Raw genomic sequence first — 19175 nt, 5'->3', positions numbered from 1 at the left:
CAACTCCCTACTTCTTCCTTCTTTATTTTCCTTAGAAAGGAGGTGATCCAGCCGCAGGTTCTCCTACGGCTACCTTGTTACGACTTCACCCCAGTTATCCGACCTGCCTTAGGCAGCTCCTCCTCCTACGGTTAGGCCACTGACTTTGGGCATTTCCGACTCCCATGGTGTGACGGGCGGTGTGTACAAGACCCGGGAACGTATTCACCGCAGCATTCTGATCTGCGATTACTAGCGATTCCAGCTTCGTGCAGGCGGGTTGCAGCCTACAGTCCGAACTGGGTCGTTATTTTTGGGATTTGCTCACCTTCGCAGGGTCGCTTCCCTTTGTTACGACATTGTAGCACGTGTGTGGCCCAGATCATAAGGGGCATGATGATTTGACGTCATCCCCACCTTCCTCCAGGTTATCCCTGGCAGTCTCCATAGAGTGCCCATCTTACTGCTGGCTACTATGGACAAGGGTTGCGCTCGTTGCGGGACTTGACCCAACATCTCACGACACGAGCTGACGACAACCATGCACCACCTGTCTCAGATGTCCCGAAGGTCTTATGGCATTACCCATAATTCATCTGGATCTCAAGATCTGGTAAGGTTCTTCGCGTTGCTTCGAATTAAACCACATGCTCCACCGCTTGTGCGGGTCCCCGTCAATTCCTTTGAGTTTCATTCTTGCGAACGTACTCCCCAGGTGGAATACTTATTGCGTTAGCGCCGGCACTGAAAGACTATGTCTCCCAACACCTAGTATTCATCGTTTACTGCGTGGACTACCAGGGTATCTAATCCTGTTTGCTCCCCACGCCTTCGAGCCTCAACGTCAGTTGCTGTCCAGTAAGCCGCCTTCGCCACTGATGTTCTTCCTGATATCTACGCATTTCACTACTACACCAGGAATTCCGCTTACCTCTCCAGTACTCTAGTCTACCAGTTTCCAAAGCAAGCCCACGGTTGAGCCGTGGGGTTTCACTTCAGACTTGATACACCGTCTACGCTCCCTTTACACCCAGTAAATCCGGATAACGCTTGCCCCCTACGTATTACCGCGGCTGCTGGCACGTAGTTAGCCGGGGCTTCTTACTCAGGTACCGTCATCCCTCTCTTACGAGGTCTTTCTTCCCTGCTGATAGAGCTTTACATACCGAAATACTTCTTCACTCACGCGGCGTCGCTGCATCAGGCTTTCGCCCATTGTGCAATATCCCCCACTGCTGCCTCCCGTAGGAGTTTGGGCCGTGTCTCAGTCCCAATGTGGCCGTCCGCCCTCTCAGGCCGGCTACTGATCGTCGCCTTGGTGGGCCGTTACCTCACCAACTAGCTAATCAGACGCGGGTCCATCTCATACCTATAAATATTTTCACACTAGATCATGCGATCCTGTGCGCTTATGCGGTGTTATCAGTCGTTTCCAACTGCTATCCCCCTGTATGAGGCAGGTTACCCACGCGTTACTCACCCGTCCGCCACTAAGTTTAACAAGAATCTGCCGAAGCTTCATCAGCGCTAAACTCCGTTCGACTTGCATGTGTTAGGCACGCCGCCAGCGTTCATCCTGAGCCAGGATCGAACTCTCACTTTTAAAATGCGACAAAGATCATAAATGATCTTCTTACGCTTGGAATCACTTTGTGATTCCGAGTTCGCCGGTTCAGACTTATGCTGACTTAATCAGAATAATTCTGCTCCACTGTTATTTCTAACAGCTTGATGGTGGCTAAACCATCAAAAATTTACTTTTGGTTTTTGTTCTTCTGAACATTCTGTCCTTCTTTAAAAGAAGAACTGGAATTTTCAGGGTTGCATTACTGTTAAGTTGTCAAAGTGCTTTCAAAAGCTCTTGCCTTAAGGCTTTTAAGCTTTTGTGTCTTGGCTTTCGTTCGCCGCAACGTGTTATATCTTAACTCGCTGCTTTGTAATTGTCAAGAACTTTTTTATAATCTTTTTTACTATCCTTGCAGCTATATAAGCGGTCTCCCGACCCTCAGGGAAAGCTGCTGTTTGCGACAGCGAAATTGATTATATGTCTTTACAGCCCCGATGTCAAACATTTTTTGAATAAATCGTTATTTATTTTTTTGACTACGTTTGATTAGATATTTCTGCACCTTTTTGCTTTTAGCTATTTAAAATCCCATCTTATCCCCCTACACTTCTTTGAGCTACGTTTTACAAACAGGAAATTCGAGTAATTTGTTATTTGTTCTATATTTTATGTTAAAATAAAAATGCATTTCCAACAATATCAAGTTCTCTAAAATGCCAAAAGATCACTATAGGGGATGAGTACTTTATAATTACTCACACTTCCCACTTGGACGAACCAACATCCTCAAAGCCTTTACGGAGGGTGGCAGTATATATATCATTGTCACACTTTTTAATCATTTTATAGAATTCATGAGCGTGATAGATGGAGATTTTTATTATGGGGTCCACGAGACTGTCTCGAAGCGAGTTTGGATGCCAGAATAAAAAAATACAGGTATCATGCTTTGTTACTTTAACAGGGTATTTACAATCTAATGCAACAGTCTATTTTTTCATAAGGAGGATCAATTAATGAATAAAGCTGAAATTGTAGAAATAAAGAAGCAGTTTGCGCCTGACAGATGTACTATCGATCGCATCTGCGGATGTTATGTAGATCATGAGAAAAACAAGCTCATGGTTGATAAGAGAGCTTTTGGCTCCATTCCGGAAGAAGAGATGTATAAATATCTCGATATCTTCAAACACACTCTTACCGGTACTATAGGTAAGAATCTTATCCCGCTTGAGTTTCCTATGGATCAGGAAGAGGAAGGTGGTACTCAGAATTTCCTTCTTGCTCTTCGCGATACTCATCTTGAGGACGATTCTCTTGTAGACGAATTCTATGACAGGGTTATAGCTAATTATGTAAATGCTGAAAACTATTACATAATCCTTGTTCATGCCATGTATGATATTCCCGGCGTAACAAGTGACCATATAGAAAATGATGACGCTTCTACTGATGTATACGATTATATACTGTGCAGTATCTGTCCAGTTAAGCTCTCTAAGGCTGGTCTTGGATATAATGAGACAGATAATCGCATAGAAGATAGATTCAGAGACTGGGTTGTAGATGCGCCTTCTAAAGGCATGCTGTTCCCGGCTTTTATAGACAGGAACACAGACATTCACAACATGCTTTACTTTACCAAGAAGCCTGAAGATTTGCAGCCCGAATTCATTACCGCACTTTTTGGCGGAAGGCCGCCTATGTCAGCACCTGATCAGAAGGATACATTTACTGCCATTATAACTGATACTATTGGCGAAGAAGGAAGTTATGACACTATAAAGACTCTTCATGAGAATCTTGAACAGATGATAGAGGATCATGCAGAAGACCAGACTCCTCTTACTATTGGTAAAGAAGATCTTAGAAGCCTTCTTCAGGATGCTGGTGTTCCTGAACAGAATATGGAAAGATTCAACAAAAATTACGAAAACTGCGTCGGTGAAAATGAAGACTATCCTCTTCTTGCAAGTAACATTGCTAATGACAAGAAATTCAGAATTGAAACTCCTGATGTAGAAATAAAGGTCAATCCGGAAAGAACAGATCTTGTAGAAACCAGGATCATTGATGGAAGACAGTGCATTGTAATTAAGGTTGATGACCACGTCGAAGTTAATGGAATAAATGTCAGAACAATATTCAATGATTGACTTTAAATACAAGACTATATTTTGACTTGTAAAAAATACACCTCATCTTGTAGCTGCACATTTTTAGCCAGCATAAAGATGAGGTGTATTTTGTCATGAGAAAAGTTCAAATCACAAATTTGTTCAAATTGCATTGTTTTAGATAATTATGTTTGGAGTCATGAAAAAATCCGAATCACAAATTCTCATTATCCTTGCTGTCGGATTCTTTGGAATTGTCTTCATCAGATTCATTATCCTTGTCAGCCTGAATCTGTCTAAGTTCAGGAGGCAGGGTCATAAGTACTTTCATGATCCTGTGTTGACGGATTCCTCTTACTGCCAGCGTGATGCCATTATCAAGCTTTACTACTTCGCGGTTATATGGAAGTCTGTCCAGCTGTCCTATCATAAGTCCGCCTATAGAATCATAATCTTCGCTCTCAAATTCTGTATTAAGGGCATTGTTGATATCATCAAGTTTCATAGCACCTTCGATTAGGTACTTGCCATCTCCAAGGTCTCTTATCTGAAGCGCCTCGTCCTGATCATATTCGTCTCTTATTTCACCTACTATCTCTTCAAGAAGGTCTTCAAGCGTGATCATTCCTACTGTTGTTCCGTATTCGGATAGCACAAAGGCCACATTATATGCCTTGGCGCGCATTTCTTCCATAAGATCTGCTGTCTTCTTGAATTCATAGGTATAATATGCTTTTCTTAGATAGTTTTTAACATGAAAATTCTCTTTATCTTTGACAAAGAAAATATCCTTGATATTGATAAGCCCTATAACATTGTCCTGATTATCTTCATATACCGGGATCCTCGTGTACATATCTTTATGAAAGACCGCCCTGACCTCATCGTAGTCTGCGTCTGCTGAAACGCAGGACATATCTATTCTTGGAATCATGACATCCTTGGCTACTGTATCGCCAAAATCAAACACGTTAATTATCATCTCTTTTTCTTCAGATTCTATGACTCCGTCTTCATGACTGGCATCAACGTAGGTTCTCAGTTCCTTCTCGGTAATGGACTTACGTGCATCTCTGTCTATATGCAGAGCATTAAGCACAATTCCGGAGAGTGCATCAACTATGACTACAAGTGGAGTGAATATGACCATCAGAAAATTGATGATATATGCATACCTAAGACAGGTTTTCTGAGACTGGGCAGTTGCTGCTGATTTAGGGGTGATTTCTCCAAATATAAGAATAAGCACTGTAAGGATTCCTGTGCCTACTCCTACCATAGCACTTCCAAAGAGTTTTGTTATTATCACGGTCATAAGTGCTGATGCAGAGAGGTTAACGATATTATTGCCAAGAAGGATCGTTGAGAGGAATTTCTGATAATGATCCAGTATATAAAGAACCACTCCTGCTCTTTTGGCTCTTGCATCCTTATCATCCGTAAGTGATTTGATCGCTATTTTGTTAACTGTAGAAAAAGCAGATTCTGCTCCTGAGAAAAAAGAAGACAATACTAGTAATATCAAAAGTATAATAAGCTGTATTACAGATCCCTTGGTTAACTGCATATAAAATATGCCTCCTAAAATAATCATATATGGGTTTTCAGCTTCAGTATATTTTTATACAATAAAAAATATGAAAGCTTACTATTCAAATATTAACAACTTTAAAGAAAGCACGCAAGGTATGAAGGATCTTGGTTTTGAAGAACGTTATGCCTCTTACCTTGAACGCATAAGTCCGGAAAGAAAAGAACATCTTTTATCTTTTAAGAATGAAGATGACAGATTAAGAAGCCTTGCCGGTTCTATTCTTCTAACTGATATCGTAAAAGAATTAAGGGATACTTTATCCGCTTCAGATCATTTATCTATAACAAACACTGCATCTAGGTCGGATGCTTCAAGCATATCAGGACTATCAGAAAAAAACATTTTCGATGATTGTACTAAGAAATATCCAGGCTTATTTAATATCACTTTTCCAATCAGTATAAAATGTGAAGACATCGGAAAGCCATATATTGCAGAAGCTCCGGATCTTAAGTTCTCTATATCCCATTCCGGTTCATATGCAGCCGTTGTAACTGCTACATCAGCGGAATGTAAGAGTATAGGAATAGATATTCAGACTAAAGACAGGAAAAGTGTTCTGGATATTGCAGATCGCTTCTATACCAGATTTGAAAACAATATCATTCAAAGTGCTGTTAGCAATTTGGAAAAAGAAAAACTTTTTTATGAGATCTGGTCTGCCAAAGAGGCTTTCATAAAATGCGACGGCAGGGGATTGTCATATGGTATCTCGAACTTCAATGCCGATATTACTAAAAATGTGATCACAGATCTTAATGGTAATGTTATAGCAACTTTAAAAAAACAGGCGTGCCCTGACGGATACGCCTGTTATGTGTGCTATTTTTAAAATTACGATTTCCATGGTGAAGACATTATGTATCATATGGAGTTCTTCAGAGGCGGTTTTAACCGCATAGTGAAGATATGGCTTGATCATGGATGCGACAAGTCTCCGGAAGAAATAGCGCAGATTATCAGTTCAGAGTATCAGGGCAGAAACTAAAGGATTTTTATGAAAAAAATATTACAGAGGCTTTTTATTCCTAAGCCATCCACCGCTATACTTATTTCTATCCCACTGTATGTATTAGTCGGAGCTGTGCTCGCAAAAGAAATCACAGGTCCGGTGGCATATTTTGCATACTTTCTTTCCAGCTACGCTCTTGTAATAACATGTATTGCTATCGCAAGACTTATCCCCTCATGGAAAAAAACTTTCCTTCACAGCAGATTTTATTTATGGCTGACATCACTTCCGATTATAGGAACCTGGATTACTAACGATGCTATTCGAATAAGGACAGTTCTTTACATTGGGACCTTTATCAACCTTTTGTATGTAATCCTTAAGATCACAACCGGAGCAATATATCACTCTGCATGGCTTATCCTTTTTGGCTTATACTACTTGTTCCTTGCCATCTTAAGATTGTTCATCATAAGAGCAGACAGAATATATACTGAAAGTAACGACCTTCGCGGAGAGTATAAAACTTATAGATTCTGTGGAATCCAGCTTCTTGTTCTAAACATATTTCTCTGCTTCATAACAGTGATGGCATCAAGACTTGAAGGCACAATTGATTATCCAGGTCTTCTGATATTTGGGATGGCCTTTTATTCTTTTTATGCAACAATCGCAACAGCTGTAAATGCTGTAAAATATCGAGGTCATACTCATCCAATGTTTACCGCAGCCAGGATTTCCAGCTTCACGGCAGCTCTTGTCTCCATGCTTTCTCTTGAGATTGCAATGACAGCCCGTTTTGGTGCAGAAGATATCAGTTTCAGAAAGCAGATGACCGCACTTACAGGCTTAGGAGTATGCTCTATTGTATTGATAATGGCAGTCTCTATGATCATAAAGTCAAGCACCTGGTTTAAACAAAACCACAACTGAACTCAACTAACCATACGCTCTACTATTTCTTTAGTCTCATCACTGAATCCATCAAGGTCCTTCATTGAGATAACCTCATAACCCACCAATGACGCCAGATGCACATAGAAATTTGATCTTCTGACATCCTGCAAAAGAACTCCTGGATTCTTCCTGTCTGCCTTAATCTTTTTTTCAAGCCCCCAGAACTTGTCAGATGCAAGCCCATCACCTTTGAGGAACTCAATGTAGTCTTTGATCAGCTTTTCCATGTAGTTCTCCTGCCAATCAGGAAGGTACTTTCTGAAAAGCTTCCAGTCTTTTTCATTTACGTCCATACTACTCAAACCTCTCAAACAAAATGTCTTCTATCCTGAATATCCACATTCAGGGTCATCCCACTCAACGCCGTACATAATCCAGGTTCCGTTTTCATTTCCCATTGCTCACCTCAAAGCTTACGCCATCCTCTTCTTAATCTCATCTATCAAAGTAATATCCGCCGGAAGCCATTTGACTGAATCAATGGTCTCTACATCAAGCCACTTAGCATCCTCAGCCTCTTTCAGCACAAGATCTCCTGATATCAAACTGCACCAATAACACCGCATGGATAGATGAAACTCCGGATAATCATGTTCAATTGTACTAATATACTCATCAACGCTGATCTCTGAATCAAGCTCTTCTCTAATTTCTCTTACTAAAGCATCTTCAGGGCTTTCTCCAGGTTCAACTTTTCCGCCCGGAAATTCCCACCAACCTTTATAATTCCCATAGCCTCTGGCTGTGGCAAAAACTCTTTTACCGTCTCTGATCAACGCAGCTACTACGTTTATTGTCTTTCTGGAAGTGTCCATAAATGCCTCTTTTTCCCAAATAATCACTCCTTCAATTTTATTTCAGTGCCGCACTAAGACTATTCGGAATCCCCCTAGGTCCTCGCACAGCATATATTCCATACTCCGATTTCAGCCTGTCAAAAGTGAACTTGTCAGGCTTATATCTCTTTTGCAGCTTTATCTTCATAAGTGCTGTGATCTTGAGATTCTTATCCTCATAGTCATAAGGGATATCTACCTCTGTGACTTTGCACTTATACAAAATTGCGGATACCGGTGAACCAACATACATAAAGACAGTATCGCCCTTTATAATTCCGGCACCCTGCTTCCAATCTATTTCATCAGTATTATCAAATGCATGCTCAATATCATAATACTTGGGATTAGCCGGAATAATCCATTCCTTAGGCTGTCTGAACTTCTGCTTTTTCTTTGCTGACGCAGTGATTTCATAACTTGCGTCAATCATTCGGCAAACTTCATCAAATGCCACTGTGCCATCAAGAACTATAGTAATCCAGTTGCCCTTGTTCATGTGGTAGCCAGGGTAATATCCTTCCTGCTGAAGCAAAACATCCCTGAGCATAAGATCATCTATTTTTACATCGATGATATCTATCTCATCGCATCCCATCGCACCTATCTTATCTGGGGTTACATTCATAATCGCTGCGTACCATTTACGATTATCATCATGACGGAACACAGCAAATCTTGGGTATCTCTTCCAAAGATATTCTGGCTCAGTACCATATTCTTTCTTTAAATACTTTGCTATTTTATCCCTCATTTTCCGCCTCATTTTTAAACTACGTAATGCTGCCTGCTGCCAAAGTCTTCTTTCTTAAGTTCAGAATCCAACAGATCAAATACCTCCGGAACAACCTTTATAAGCGCTATTGGCTGCGGAAGATTTCTCATAGCTGCTTCCGGAATCTTTTTATATTCCATGACCTTTTAGTACTCTTCACTGAAAGGCTCCACAAGGCCTGCCATTCCTTCAATCTGTAGGCTCTTTAGATTGCCGAATCCGTTGTATGGTTCATAGATTGCCATTCCCACATGCTTGTTTTTCTTAAGTCCACGGAACTTTAATCCACCTTCGGAGAAAAAATAGAAACAGTTATCCACGAAGTTGTATTCTATCGGTGTGCATCTTGTATGTCCTTCAGAAGCTGTTGCCAAAGTACATGTGTTATGTCCCTCAATAAAGGCTGTAATTTTCGCAAGTACCTGCTGCCTCGGCATCTTCGGAGAATGCTTGTCCTTATTGATCCAATAGCTAGCAGCCGCATTATAATCAAACTTGAAGCTGTCATGTAAGACTGTAGCTTCCATACGTTTTTTAAACTTAATCTTCTTACTGCGATACTGTGCCCTGATTTCCTTCTCGGGAATCCATATCTGAGCTTCATCTATCTTTGCAAAAACAGGTTCCAAAGCCTCATCATCTGTAATGTTCTCTGCAACCTGCTTCTTATATGCGTTATATAGCCACTGAGATATATGTGACTTCTGTCTTTGTTTTAAATCGCTGTAACGCTTGTTAGCTTGTACAAGCTTGCCGTTTACTTCTATGTGTTTACTCATCTTTTATCTCTTTTCAATTTCTAAGGTTACATCCTCATTTCCAAGAAGGTCTGTTAATTCTTTTTCTGAAAGATTTATTTTTCCAAGCCTTGTATATGACCAAGAATTAGATCCATAGAAAACAACAATCTGATTTCCTGAATCTAAAACTATATCGCCAGCAGCCAGGTTAACGCTGCAATATATGATAAACCGACCGATCGTTGTATGCTCCCTTCCGTGAAAAAACAGGTATGACAAGGCCAGAGCGATCAGGACAACAGACAGGGTAAACAGGAAAGAGTACATATCTTGCTTATAATAGATCCCCCCGCGCCCCGTATGTATTTCGGATACCATAGTCTATCAGCGGTAAAATGTATGTGATAGCAAATGCCTTGCCACATCCGCTTCAATGAGGCGTGTATTATTATGTGTGTTCAACTCTGTGTTCATACATTATCCTCTTCCAATTCCATTAAAATTATCCCGTTCCATCTCCAACACCCTTGTTGCATTTAACCGGTTTTTACTCTTCCATACTCTGATCATCAATTCTCCTGTATATCCCGGCAAGAACCGCGCCGGAGATGTTATGCCAAACCGAGAAGATTGCACCCGGAACTGTCGCCATGGGCATTTGCGGAAAAGCACTTGATGCCAGCGAAGTGGCAAGGCCTGAATTCTGCATTCCTATCTCTATAGAAACTGCTTTCTTTCTGGGCATGTCCATCCTAAACAGGATTCCGATAAGAAATCCGCACAGATATCCCAACAGATTATGCAGGATCACGATCATAAAGATCGTCAATCCAGTGGACAGGATCTTTTCACTATTATGTGATACAACCGCTGCAACGATCAGACATATTGCCGTTACTGATACCGTGGGCAGTGCGAAAACAATCTTCTGAGTATATTTCCCAAAGAGTTTATTGATCAGCAGCCCCAATCCGACAGGTATCAGAACAACCTGGATTATCGAAATGAACATCGACTTTACATCCACATTAACAGATGTTTTCAAGTACAGATATGTCAACAGAGGCGTCAATACAGGGGCCAACAGAGTGTTTATGCTCGTCATTCCCACAGAAAGAGCAGTATCCCCTTTTGACAGGTATGTTATGACATTGCTTGATGTTCCTCCCGGACAGGTCCCGACAAGAACCACACCTACAAGCAGCTCATCACTTAGCCCAAAGGCTTTACCAAGCGCAAAAGCAAGAAGCGGCATGACGACAAACTGTGCAAGGCATCCGATAATAACATCCCTTGGTCTTGAAAAAACAACGGCAAAATCAGATGTTTTCATCGTCAATCCCATTCCGAACATAACGATCATCAGAAGATAATTGATCCATTTTGTCTGTATCCACAAACAGGTACCGGGCATAAATAATGCCAGTGCCGCGATGATCAAAACTATCCACGCCATATATTTTCCGACAAAATCACTTATTCTCTTCATATTTTACCCCGCCACCAAAAAGATATAACTACGCTATCATAACAATATCACAAGTCAATATTGTAATGCATAATAACATGATTTTTTTCATTACTATTCTTAGACATTTCTAGCTTTATTTCCTTGTTTAGGAGACCTTATGGGTAGCAGTCATCCGTGGGATGCCATGCTTGCGACTCCGAGCTCTGCGAGGGAACCCACGACCTTCAGATTAGTTATAATCTCTCAAAGCATCAAGTCCAAGCAACAATGCTTTCTCATGGGACCCTGTACCAAATGACCTGGCATCATACTCATGCACATTAGCCAATGAATCAGCAGTGAACAGGAACTGTCCAAACTTCGCTCCACGTTTCCTACAGCATGCTACAAGGGCTGCACATTCCATTTCCACCACAGAACAGCCTTTCTTCTGCTGTCTGCTTTATGTAGTCCAGCATGGTAACAGCATCTTTTTCCTCCGCTGATCTTAGGACAAGTGTTCTTCCATCATTAAAATTCATACTTGATTCAATGAAAGGCCATCTACCATGAGCGTGAACAACACTGAAAACAGCAAAATAATAAGAGCAGCATTACTGCTAGAGCAGCTACACTGATATCAGTACTTGCTGTACCAGTTACACTGCTTGCAGGGCTACTCTTATCTAATCGTAAGAAGAAATAGATCTAATTCCTCTTATAACCTCTATCTTGACATAAAGCCAAACAAGTTATTATCTTACCATTTTTTTAGGAACAAACTCTATTTTTAAAGTACTGTCCATAGCTTCAGCAAGGCGTTTAAGAAGCGCAATACTAGGATTTCTTGTACCCTTCTCCAATCTGCTTATGTCCGCTTGACTTATACCGCTCTTCTCTGACAATTCCAACTGAGTCATACCCGCATGGATTCTTGCATCAAGTATCGCTCTTGCAATATCCATTTCTGGCTGAAGTGCCTCATATTCTTTTTTAAACTCAGGATCCTGCATAAGTTCATTTGTTAATTCCTGAAGATCACTCATATGTTCCTGCCTCCTTCCTACTATGGTAGTCGATTCTTCTCTGCTTAGCTAAATCAATTTCACCTCTAGGTGTTTTCTGTTGTTTTTTAACAAAACCATTAGTTGCAATTATGATTTGCCCCTTATCAAAGAAATACAATATCCTGACTATGTTATTACCTTCTCCACTTCGTAATTCAAATATTCCATCCTCTAGCTCTTTAGAAAGAGGTTCCCTAGCAAGATTGCCATACTCCTCAAGCAAGTGAAGATTAGCCACAACCTTGGCCTTCATCTTTACATCCAAAGTCCTAATAAATAATCCAACAGGCTTACTGCCGTCTATGTCTCTATAAAAATTTATTTGAAAATTTGACACATTGCCTCCCTCACTTTATGCTATATATAACATATTTTATTCTTTTCGTCAAGAACGTTAGCATAGTACATGTGGAACCGCAAAGCCACAAAATAACTAATTTTCCGCTGCGTTCACCATGTAAGAATCGTGCCCCATTATCCCCGCCATCCTCTATATTCTTTTAATGTACCTTTTACCATCATCAACATCTTTTCTGCCAATTTGCCGTTCTCTTTAACCTGAGGTATTAGCGGCTTGTCCAATTTATAATGAAGATATAGGATCTCAGTGATCCCCATCAATAATTCATCACCGCTTCTGCCAGGCATTTGAGGGAGCACTTTTCTTATTTGCTCTGATATTTCCATTACAATGTCCTGCCATACAGAAAACCACTGCTCACTCTCGAGAAGATTAAACTCCCCCATCCACTCTCTGGGAGTATGAATTTCATCCATTCCTCCACAAGTTGTAGGCTGCAGGATATAAAAAATCTTAGCTTTCTTTGCTTCGCGTGAAGCACCTCTCCCGAGAGGATACAAAGCACAAACTGTTGGTTTATTGCTATGGATCTTACATCGATTATCATCCATTAAAAAAGGACATTTACCATTATCTTCCCGCATTTTTAACGAAACCAATGGCATTTTGCTTGTATTTCCCAAATAGAGATTTCCATACTCCTGAAGCACTTCCGGCAACGGTTTATTCAACGCCTTTGCCATGCGGCAAAGGTCAAACGGTGAGAGCAAAATATCAACACGATTCTTACAACATTCTCCACATTGATCACAATGGAAATGAAATTCCTGATCTTTGCCAATAGGATGCTTCATTAGCTCTTCAATCATTTTCTGTCTATCATTCATGAATAATTCCTCTTTCTTTATTGTTACCATCAATGATAGGTAATAATTGAATTGCTGTCATTCGACTCGTGGTTGATAATCGTTACCTACTCCTCATTTTCCTTGCCACAAGTTTTTCTCTTGTTTTTGTCAAAAATGATAGTCAAAAGCAGCAACTATATAATAAACATCTCCATCCTTACAACGACGCATTAACTGCTCAGGGCTCTCAAAATCCCCATAATCACTGTAGAATTGCAAAGCACATGTATCATCCATTACACACTGCAGCTTATATAGCAAATAATGGATATCTCTGTCTTCACTATCCAAAAGTTTTTCCAATGTAAGAGTATTGCTGAATTCTTTTAAAGCCTTGCGATATCTTTTATAAACGCCTTTCATGAATTTTTCACGATTTTTAATGGTCATCTTGTACTGCACAAAGTTGTCTTCAGGATAATCCTCATACTCCGTTTTCATGATCTCTGTCTGAAAAAATTCGGAGTAATATCCAGAAAAATAGTCCCTTGCTTCATACTCAAGATTCGTTACACCACAATAATCATATCCCCGGCGCTCTATCTGACTCACTGAAAAATAGTCATCGTCAATGACATCGTTTTCCGAAATTGGATTATCATTCAAAACAAAAATTGTAGAATGCATTATTTGTTCCCCTTATCTCTGATTCGCAATTCTAGCCAGTTCTCGCTTAAATGCATCGTAATTCCGACTGTCCTTAGGACTGCAATAAACAGCAAATTCTATATTTTTTAACATATACAGATAGTCATTAATCACATTTGCTGCAGCTCTGGCAACAATCTCCGGTTTATTCTGAAATGCTCCACATCCAAATGCCCCCAATATAACTACTTCATCAGCATTAGCCACGGCAACATCCAGTATTCTCTTGAGCCTCTTTTCATGAAGTTCAAACAGCTCTCTATCTGATATTTTTGCCTTTCTATTTCCATCGTTCTTGTTATATGGATTACTTGGATTGTCCCGTAGATTAGGAGCAGCACAGGTAATAACGTCAACTTCATACCACTGCGTTTCTGGCATAACAACAGGAGCCGCTGTGTCTGTTTTAAACACTACAACTCCCGGAGTATATATAATGTCATCATTGTGAATTGGATCAGCTACATTCCTGTGAGGAGCATAAAATCCATTCCACATCTCCTTGACATTAAGCATGCTGTACAAAGTCGAGCATCTGCACAGACATTCTTCCTGGGCTGTAGATCCCTTAACCACTCCACCGCCCGGATTTGTTGCTGACGCAAAATTATGAACAGCAACTTTCATACCTTTGTATGCACTTGCAGCCTCAAATGTCTTTTTCTTTGAGACTACTATCTTAGCTGATTCATCATACTTATCTTTCTCAGTTGCAAATAATGAATCTCCCTCCAGAATAAGCTTCTGATTCTCAGATGCCTGTTTTATAGACTCCCTTAGCCGAACGTTCTCTCTGCACATCTTTTCTGTATCTTGGAATATTGCTACATTATCATTTCGTCCCATTTAAACCTTCCTCTCATCTTCTTATTTACTTATCTCAGGATACTCCACAATCAGTTTTTCAACATTTGCCGGTGCAAGCACTGCCATGATATCAGTGATATCCTTATCGTTACCGATTGCCCTGAACCCAGCCCAGGCATATGGTGAATCCTTTATGGTCATTGCTACTGCTTTCCTGTCATGGTCGTATTCTTCATAAAGGCGCCTGGAATAGAGCATCATGTCTTCTGTTTTATGCTTTATCTCAGCAAACTGCCAGTCATAATACTTTATGATATGCGCATTAGCCGGGAAGTCTTTTGCCAATTTTGAAAGATCCTCTCCATTGCAGAAAAGCTCTGACATTCTCTTTGCTGTGAACACTTTGTTCGTGGATATTCTATGAATAGCGACGTATGACGGGGATTTTATCTTGACCCTGTTATGCTTCCCATCAACCACAACAAAGCCCTCATCCTCTATCTCGTCGCCCTTATTTAGCGCAAGAGCAGCATCAAGACACTCATTCATAGATTTTAGTACAAAGCTCCTGGGTCTCCTAAATTGCAGAAGCTCTGTATCCAACTCTTCACCGGTCTTGTTATTCCTTGCTGCAAGAAAGAATAAAAAAGTCACATCATATCTGATGACAACCTGAGTAAATGGAGATACCAATTCAAAAACGTATGTGTAATCCTTATTCAGCTTATCAAATGGTATCTCCGCTATATTCTCTGCCTTGTTAATGATATCTGCATAACTCAGATCCTTATATCCCGGAACAGGAGCATTTCCTGCATCGCAAGTGGAGCTTGTTGCAAATCTCCATGCACCTTTGTACCAGAAAAGCTTTATCATAGAGCCATCTATTTTTTCCAGCACTCTGGCGCTATTCCAGTCGATATCTGCAGCATACTGTTCCTGTACATTAAAAAACTTATCAAACGGCCAGCAGACCACAGAAAGTTGAACCACATCGATCATGATTCCTCTTGCTTCACATACCAGTGGATCTGAGAAATCAGCTTCTGCCATATACTTAAAGCATGCCAGATCACCATTACGGCTTATCCTAATGAGCCTTGCATTCAGCTTTTCTTCCCAGCTATCTGTATTATTTTCTATAAACTCTAATATCTTCGATTTCATTGCTGTGTCTCTTTACTAATCCACTTCTTTTCTTTCTTCTCCACTGCATGGTTAATCGTGATCCTGTGTATACTGTCGATATCATGCTGCCTCCCGTCTATAATCACTCATCATTTTTCATTAGATACTTGTTGTTTATCACTTTCATTGATAAAGGCCCGCTAAGTGTATAAGAGTGAACAGGCGTAACAGGCCTTATTACTATTCCCTCTCTTATTGTCCCATTGTATCCAACACCTTCTGCCCTTGCTAATAGAGCCGCCTCATCAGGATACTTTGCTAAGAGATCATCGCCTTCCTCTTCCACCGGAACCATCTGACATCCGACATATCTGCAGATTTCCTTAAGTGTTGCCAGGTCAGTTCTCTTATCATCAGCTCTTGCCGTAAATACAAACCACTCTGGCTTCTTAAGTCTAAGTCTGTTCTTCTGTATTCCTTCCCCGCACCATTCTCCCTGGAGAACCAGAGAGCTCAGTCCATGTTCCTCTGCATATGCCTTCATCTTTTCTGGAATACCTGCTGTTTTTACATGCTCAACAAACGCTGACTTTCCGTCATCCTTATAAGTGAAGTTATGGCCGGTAAAAGAAATTTCTCCGTCCCTTACACCTATGGAATGACTTGAACCATCCATCTTGGTTGTTATGTAATAAGGTAGCCCCTTAAACTCATTAAGCAGCTCCGGCGCTGACTGTATCCTTGTCTCATCAGTCTTAGGTATATATCCGGGCCGATCACCTATCATGGTTCCTCCTGATCCCGCCCTTTCTGGCATTTCCCACTCGCGAACTCCAAGGATTTCCGTCACATCCATTCCTTCTTCAAGACTCATCCCCTGAAGCTTTGAGAGCTTATCAATCCCAAGGCATAATCCCTGGGATATCTCTCCCCTGAACTTCATAGTCTTTAATCTGAATCCTTCACCCATAAAATCATTACTTCTGTAGGAACTCTTTCTCAGGAATTCAAACTCATCACATACAGGGAGAAAGGAATCTATCTCGAAATAGACCACCAGATCTCCCACATGAAATTCTCCCTTTCCTCCGACACACTTCCATCCAAGAACCTGAACAAGTTCAAGTCTGTCTGCATCGGGTATTGGAAAGACTTCCTTTATCTTCTGTATTGATGCTAATTTTCTCATTTTTCTTCTCATCCTCCTCAAGTAAATTTCCGAATAAAGCTGCCATATTCATCACCTAACGGCAGCTCGTAATCTACATGTATTCTTTTACGTGTTGTCATCTTTGTTTCACCAGTAAGCGGATTAAAACCTTCTTTTCCATACTCTTCTATCCACATGCCTACGCCTCGTTTCTGCCATGAGGGCAAATTATCATAGTTGATTCCTCTGCTGAATAGCAGTTCATTTTTATAAGCAACGCCTTTTCCTTTCAGCTCTGACGTAGCTTTATGAACTGATACTCCCTCCTTTCGGAGCATCCAGTAACAATGTGAATTAAGAGCGTTTCTGTTAGCATCTTCCTGACGCCATCTGAAGTAATCCTCAACTCTCTCCGCATTTGGAAGAGGCACCATTCTACAGTCAAATGTTGCCGCCATCCCAAGTTCAAGCGAAAAGACTGCGCTTGCTTCAGCAGCAAGTGTTGAATTATACTTGCGCACTTTTCTGCCGAATGCATCTTCATCTGCCGCAAACAATAATGAAATCTCATCGCTTTCTGTATAGGCGTATACCACTCTGAATCCGCAATCCATGAGAGTTTTTGTTGTTTTCACCATCATATCTCTAAACTTTTCATCAAATGGTGCTTCAAAATGACAGACTTCCTTAGTAAGTCTTGTAAAGCCTCTGCCATCAAGCCTTGCCACCATATAAATATCTGGAAGCAATACCTGATCTAAGGACTGCTCGTAAACACGCATCTTTTTGTCCATCTCATCAAAACGCATTTCTCTCATCTCTCCCTGCTATACTTATTTTCCCAAATCTTGTAAATCCGACTGTTACGGCGACGCCCGATAGGTGGACACCATCTGATTTTCACACCACCTCCGGATTAATGTGACGGCGCACAATCCATTTAATTAAATGATATCCCAATACATACTGACTGTCAGTTAACTCGTGGTTGATAAAACATGAAGCTGAAACCTGCAAGTTTTCTATAGCTTAGTCGCGGGAGCAGGGTCGCAGGCATCCATTCGCTTGCCAGTCTTGTGCATCAAAAAAGGACCTACCCACTTTCACGGATAGATCCTAAAACCCTGATTATTATTCCAATGTGCCTGGTATCAGTCTAACATAGGACTTTATAATCTATCCTTCTATTTCTTTCTATACCTGTTTTGCTGCGTGATGTCGCCAAATCGAGCGCACGAGTACTAAGCATATCGATCGTGCAATCATATGCTCTGGTTTCTATGGCTGTTAAATTTGTAAACATCATATTTCTCATTGAAAGCTTAAAACCTTGCCTTTCGTAGTATTTCTGTTTTAATCCAATTAACAAAAAAGGAAGTGACCGCATATTTATGTTGATGATTGCATCAAAATAAATAGGACAGGCACTTCCTATTTATTTTGATTAGCACCTGTATAATGACTTGTAAAGCACTTTTTTCTAAATCAGCAAAAATAATTATGCTTCTTCAAACTTCCGGGTTGCAGTATCCACAATATACAGCTTCTGGTTACCATACGGATCCCCATTTGAGTATGTTGAAAAAAGATCCAGCGTCAGTACTCCTCCTAGATCAAGTGGTTCCTCTACAGGTGTATGTCCCACAACCTGATAAAAGAGATCATCCCTGAACATTCGGTAGAAATCAGCCTGAGGTCTTGCCCAGATTGGTGAATTATCCCTCCACAGTTCCTGCTTACCCATACGGTTAATCCTTGCAAGGATATCCTCTATCTCTTTTATATGATATCCACACGTCTGAAAGACAAAACTTTCCGTAAGACCGGCATGACTGAATAGCACATCATCAATTTTATGGACAAATCTATAACGTTCATCAAGAACACGTTCCAGTCTGGTAATGCCTTCAATAGCAGTTATCCTTGCCTGGACAGAATATCCCGATTCCATGGCATCCCAAAGATAAGATACATCGTGATTACCATAGCACCACAATGACTGATCATGCTCTTTGCCAAATTCAGCAGCCCTGTCCAAAGTCTCGTTATATGCGTCTAAATCATTTTCCTTTCCCCAATCATCTACCAGATCTCCAAGAATCACGATGTCATCGTAGCTGTTCTCATCAACTCTATCAGCCATATCAAAAATCCATGGCTTTAAATGTACATCAGGAATCACAAGTACTCTGCTCATTT

General features: G+C 40.7%; 22 protein-coding genes, 1 rRNA gene and 1 pseudogene. 4 read left to right on the top strand and 20 right to left on the bottom strand.

Going from position 1 to position 19175, the window contains the following annotated elements:
* Window positions 1-35: 35 nt before the first annotated feature.
* Window positions 36-1582, bottom strand: a 16S ribosomal RNA gene (locus tag I7804_RS07565).
* Between the two features lie 980 nt (window positions 1583-2562).
* On the opposite strand from I7804_RS07565, the gene I7804_RS07560 reads away from it, so the two are divergent.
* Window positions 2563-3702: a DUF4317 domain-containing protein gene (locus I7804_RS07560; protein WP_248405760.1), complete on the top strand. Its 1140-nt coding sequence runs from the start codon at window positions 2563-2565 to the stop codon at window positions 3700-3702.
* Between the two features lie 175 nt (window positions 3703-3877).
* On the opposite strand, the gene I7804_RS07555 is transcribed toward I7804_RS07560, so the two are convergent.
* Window positions 3878-5230 carry an HlyC/CorC family transporter gene (locus tag I7804_RS07555; protein ID WP_248405759.1) on the bottom strand — a complete coding sequence of 451 codons (1353 nt, stop codon included), beginning with the start codon at window positions 5228-5230 and terminating at the stop codon, window positions 3878-3880.
* Between the two features lie 70 nt (window positions 5231-5300).
* On the opposite strand from I7804_RS07555, the gene I7804_RS07550 reads away from it, so the two are divergent.
* The 3 genes and pseudogenes from I7804_RS07550 (at window position 5301) to I7804_RS07540 (ending at window position 7142) form a co-directional block, all read left to right on the top strand.
* Window positions 5301-6089 carry a 4'-phosphopantetheinyl transferase family protein gene (locus I7804_RS07550; RefSeq protein ID WP_248405757.1) on the top strand — a complete coding sequence of 263 codons (789 nt, stop codon included), beginning with the start codon at window positions 5301-5303 and terminating at the stop codon, window positions 6087-6089.
* An 18-nt stretch (window positions 6090-6107) separates the two neighbouring features.
* Window positions 6108-6245 (top strand): annotated as a pseudogene (locus I7804_RS07545) (TetR-like C-terminal domain-containing protein); the annotation flags it as partial.
* A 9-nt stretch (window positions 6246-6254) separates the two neighbouring features.
* On the top strand, window positions 6255-7142 hold the full coding sequence (locus tag I7804_RS07540; RefSeq protein WP_248405753.1) for a hypothetical protein: 888 nt from the start codon (window positions 6255-6257) through the stop codon (window positions 7140-7142).
* Between the two features lie 2 nt (window positions 7143-7144).
* Here the strand turns inward: I7804_RS07540 and I7804_RS07535 are convergent, their stop codons facing one another.
* The 18 genes from I7804_RS07535 to I7804_RS07450 all read right to left on the bottom strand — a co-directional run bounded on the left by I7804_RS07535 (window position 7145) and on the right by I7804_RS07450 (window position 19173).
* Complete coding sequence (locus tag I7804_RS07535) at window positions 7145-7459, bottom strand: multidrug transporter (protein WP_248405745.1); 315 nt, start codon at window positions 7457-7459, stop codon at window positions 7145-7147.
* 120 nt (window positions 7460-7579) lie between these two features.
* Complete coding sequence (locus tag I7804_RS07530) at window positions 7580-7981, bottom strand: (deoxy)nucleoside triphosphate pyrophosphohydrolase (protein WP_035789802.1); 402 nt, start codon at window positions 7979-7981, stop codon at window positions 7580-7582.
* A gap of 37 nt (window positions 7982-8018) precedes the next feature.
* Complete coding sequence (locus I7804_RS07525; RefSeq protein WP_248405744.1) at window positions 8019-8756, bottom strand: MmcQ/YjbR family DNA-binding protein; 738 nt, start codon at window positions 8754-8756, stop codon at window positions 8019-8021.
* A 14-nt stretch (window positions 8757-8770) separates the two neighbouring features.
* The gene (locus I7804_RS07520; protein ID WP_248405742.1) at window positions 8771-8917 is read right to left on the bottom strand and encodes a hypothetical protein; all 147 of its coding nucleotides are present in this window, start codon (window positions 8915-8917) and stop codon (window positions 8771-8773) included.
* 6 nt (window positions 8918-8923) lie between these two features.
* Complete coding sequence (locus I7804_RS07515; RefSeq protein WP_248405740.1) at window positions 8924-9556, bottom strand: pyridoxamine 5'-phosphate oxidase family protein; 633 nt, start codon at window positions 9554-9556, stop codon at window positions 8924-8926.
* Between the two features lie 3 nt (window positions 9557-9559).
* Window positions 9560-9895: a cyclophilin-like fold protein gene (locus I7804_RS07510; protein WP_248405739.1), complete on the bottom strand. Its 336-nt coding sequence runs from the start codon at window positions 9893-9895 to the stop codon at window positions 9560-9562.
* Between the two features lie 169 nt (window positions 9896-10064).
* Entirely contained in the window at window positions 10065-11006 is a 942-nt protein-coding gene (locus I7804_RS07505; protein WP_248405737.1) for a bile acid:sodium symporter family protein, read from the bottom strand.
* Window positions 11007-11217: 211 nt separating this feature from the next.
* Window positions 11218-11394, bottom strand: a complete 177-nt coding sequence (locus I7804_RS07500) for a hypothetical protein (protein ID WP_248405735.1) — start codon at window positions 11392-11394, stop codon at window positions 11218-11220.
* Complete coding sequence (locus I7804_RS07495; RefSeq protein ID WP_248405733.1) at window positions 11363-11509, bottom strand: hypothetical protein; 147 nt, start codon at window positions 11507-11509, stop codon at window positions 11363-11365. Before I7804_RS07495 ends, I7804_RS07500 begins: the two co-directional genes overlap by 32 nt.
* A gap of 213 nt (window positions 11510-11722) precedes the next feature.
* Window positions 11723-12013, bottom strand: a complete 291-nt coding sequence (locus I7804_RS07490) for a helix-turn-helix domain-containing protein (protein WP_248405732.1) — start codon at window positions 12011-12013, stop codon at window positions 11723-11725.
* Window positions 12006-12371, bottom strand: coding sequence for a type II toxin-antitoxin system RelE/ParE family toxin (locus I7804_RS07485; RefSeq protein ID WP_080655971.1), 366 nt, complete (start codon window positions 12369-12371; stop codon window positions 12006-12008). The genes I7804_RS07490 and I7804_RS07485 overlap by 8 nt, the downstream gene beginning before the upstream one ends.
* Window positions 12372-12508: 137 nt before the next feature.
* A complete protein-coding gene (locus I7804_RS07480) occupies window positions 12509-13222 on the bottom strand; it encodes a YkgJ family cysteine cluster protein (RefSeq protein ID WP_248405731.1) in 714 nt (237 codons plus the stop codon).
* 129 nt (window positions 13223-13351) lie between these two features.
* Entirely contained in the window at window positions 13352-13870 is a 519-nt protein-coding gene (locus tag I7804_RS07475) for a hypothetical protein (protein ID WP_027203758.1), read from the bottom strand.
* A gap of 12 nt (window positions 13871-13882) precedes the next feature.
* Window positions 13883-14737 (bottom strand): TIGR02452 family protein, encoded by an 855-nt coding sequence (locus tag I7804_RS07470; RefSeq protein ID WP_027203757.1) that lies wholly within the window; start codon window positions 14735-14737, stop codon window positions 13883-13885.
* Window positions 14738-14758: 21 nt separating this feature from the next.
* Window positions 14759-15865, bottom strand: a complete 1107-nt coding sequence (locus I7804_RS07465; RefSeq protein ID WP_248405730.1) for a T4 RnlA family RNA ligase — start codon at window positions 15863-15865, stop codon at window positions 14759-14761.
* A gap of 103 nt (window positions 15866-15968) precedes the next feature.
* Entirely contained in the window at window positions 15969-17015 is a 1047-nt protein-coding gene (locus I7804_RS07460) for an RNA ligase (ATP) (protein WP_248405729.1), read from the bottom strand.
* Window positions 17016-17032: 17 nt separating this feature from the next.
* Window positions 17033-17794: a tRNA(His) guanylyltransferase Thg1 family protein gene (locus I7804_RS07455; RefSeq protein WP_248405728.1), complete on the bottom strand. Its 762-nt coding sequence runs from the start codon at window positions 17792-17794 to the stop codon at window positions 17033-17035.
* 680 nt (window positions 17795-18474) lie between these two features.
* Complete coding sequence (locus I7804_RS07450; RefSeq protein WP_248405727.1) at window positions 18475-19173, bottom strand: metallophosphoesterase; 699 nt, start codon at window positions 19171-19173, stop codon at window positions 18475-18477.
* Window positions 19174-19175 lie beyond the last annotated feature (2 nt).

The organism is Butyrivibrio fibrisolvens (assembly GCF_023206215.1).
Lineage (GTDB): Bacteria > Bacillota > Clostridia > Lachnospirales > Lachnospiraceae > Butyrivibrio > Butyrivibrio fibrisolvens_C.
Note: the sequence above shows the minus strand (reverse complement) of the source record. Positions and strands in the feature narration are given on the sequence as shown.

What these genes read in the sequence shown, in the direction of transcription:
- I7804_RS07465 (WP_248405730.1), bottom strand. Translation starts at nt 15,865, where the DNA reads ATGAAATCGAAGATATTAGAGTTTATAGAAAATAATACAGATAGCTGG.
- I7804_RS07555 (WP_248405759.1), bottom strand. Translation starts at nt 5,230, where the DNA reads ATGCAGTTAACCAAGGGATCTGTAATACAGCTTATTATACTTTTGATA.
- I7804_RS07520 (WP_248405742.1), bottom strand. Translation starts at nt 8,917, where the DNA reads ATGGAATATAAAAAGATTCCGGAAGCAGCTATGAGAAATCTTCCGCAG.
- I7804_RS07560 (WP_248405760.1), top strand. Translation starts at nt 2,563, where the DNA reads ATGAATAAAGCTGAAATTGTAGAAATAAAGAAGCAGTTTGCGCCTGAC.
- I7804_RS07505 (WP_248405737.1), bottom strand. Translation starts at nt 11,006, where the DNA reads ATGAAGAGAATAAGTGATTTTGTCGGAAAATATATGGCGTGGATAGTT.
- I7804_RS07480 (WP_248405731.1), bottom strand. Translation starts at nt 13,222, where the DNA reads ATGAATGATAGACAGAAAATGATTGAAGAGCTAATGAAGCATCCTATT.
- I7804_RS07515 (WP_248405740.1), bottom strand. Translation starts at nt 9,556, where the DNA reads ATGAGTAAACACATAGAAGTAAACGGCAAGCTTGTACAAGCTAACAAG.
- I7804_RS07460 (WP_248405729.1), bottom strand. Translation starts at nt 17,015, where the DNA reads ATGAGAAAATTAGCATCAATACAGAAGATAAAGGAAGTCTTTCCAATA.
- I7804_RS07530 (WP_035789802.1), bottom strand. Translation starts at nt 7,981, where the DNA reads ATGGACACTTCCAGAAAGACAATAAACGTAGTAGCTGCGTTGATCAGA.
- I7804_RS07535 (WP_248405745.1), bottom strand. Translation starts at nt 7,459, where the DNA reads ATGGACGTAAATGAAAAAGACTGGAAGCTTTTCAGAAAGTACCTTCCT.
- I7804_RS07540 (WP_248405753.1), top strand. Translation starts at nt 6,255, where the DNA reads ATGAAAAAAATATTACAGAGGCTTTTTATTCCTAAGCCATCCACCGCT.
- I7804_RS07500 (WP_248405735.1), bottom strand. Translation starts at nt 11,394, where the DNA reads ATGGAATGTGCAGCCCTTGTAGCATGCTGTAGGAAACGTGGAGCGAAG.
- I7804_RS07475 (WP_027203758.1), bottom strand. Translation starts at nt 13,870, where the DNA reads ATGCATTCTACAATTTTTGTTTTGAATGATAATCCAATTTCGGAAAAC.
- I7804_RS07550 (WP_248405757.1), top strand. Translation starts at nt 5,301, where the DNA reads ATGAAAGCTTACTATTCAAATATTAACAACTTTAAAGAAAGCACGCAA.
- I7804_RS07450 (WP_248405727.1), bottom strand. Translation starts at nt 19,173, where the DNA reads ATGAGCAGAGTACTTGTGATTCCTGATGTACATTTAAAGCCATGGATT.
- I7804_RS07495 (WP_248405733.1), bottom strand. Translation starts at nt 11,509, where the DNA reads ATGAATTTTAATGATGGAAGAACACTTGTCCTAAGATCAGCGGAGGAA.
- I7804_RS07470 (WP_027203757.1), bottom strand. Translation starts at nt 14,737, where the DNA reads ATGGGACGAAATGATAATGTAGCAATATTCCAAGATACAGAAAAGATG.
- I7804_RS07490 (WP_248405732.1), bottom strand. Translation starts at nt 12,013, where the DNA reads ATGAGTGATCTTCAGGAATTAACAAATGAACTTATGCAGGATCCTGAG.
- I7804_RS07455 (WP_248405728.1), bottom strand. Translation starts at nt 17,794, where the DNA reads ATGAGAGAAATGCGTTTTGATGAGATGGACAAAAAGATGCGTGTTTAC.
- I7804_RS07525 (WP_248405744.1), bottom strand. Translation starts at nt 8,756, where the DNA reads ATGAGGGATAAAATAGCAAAGTATTTAAAGAAAGAATATGGTACTGAG.
- I7804_RS07510 (WP_248405739.1), bottom strand. Translation starts at nt 9,895, where the DNA reads ATGGTATCCGAAATACATACGGGGCGCGGGGGGATCTATTATAAGCAA.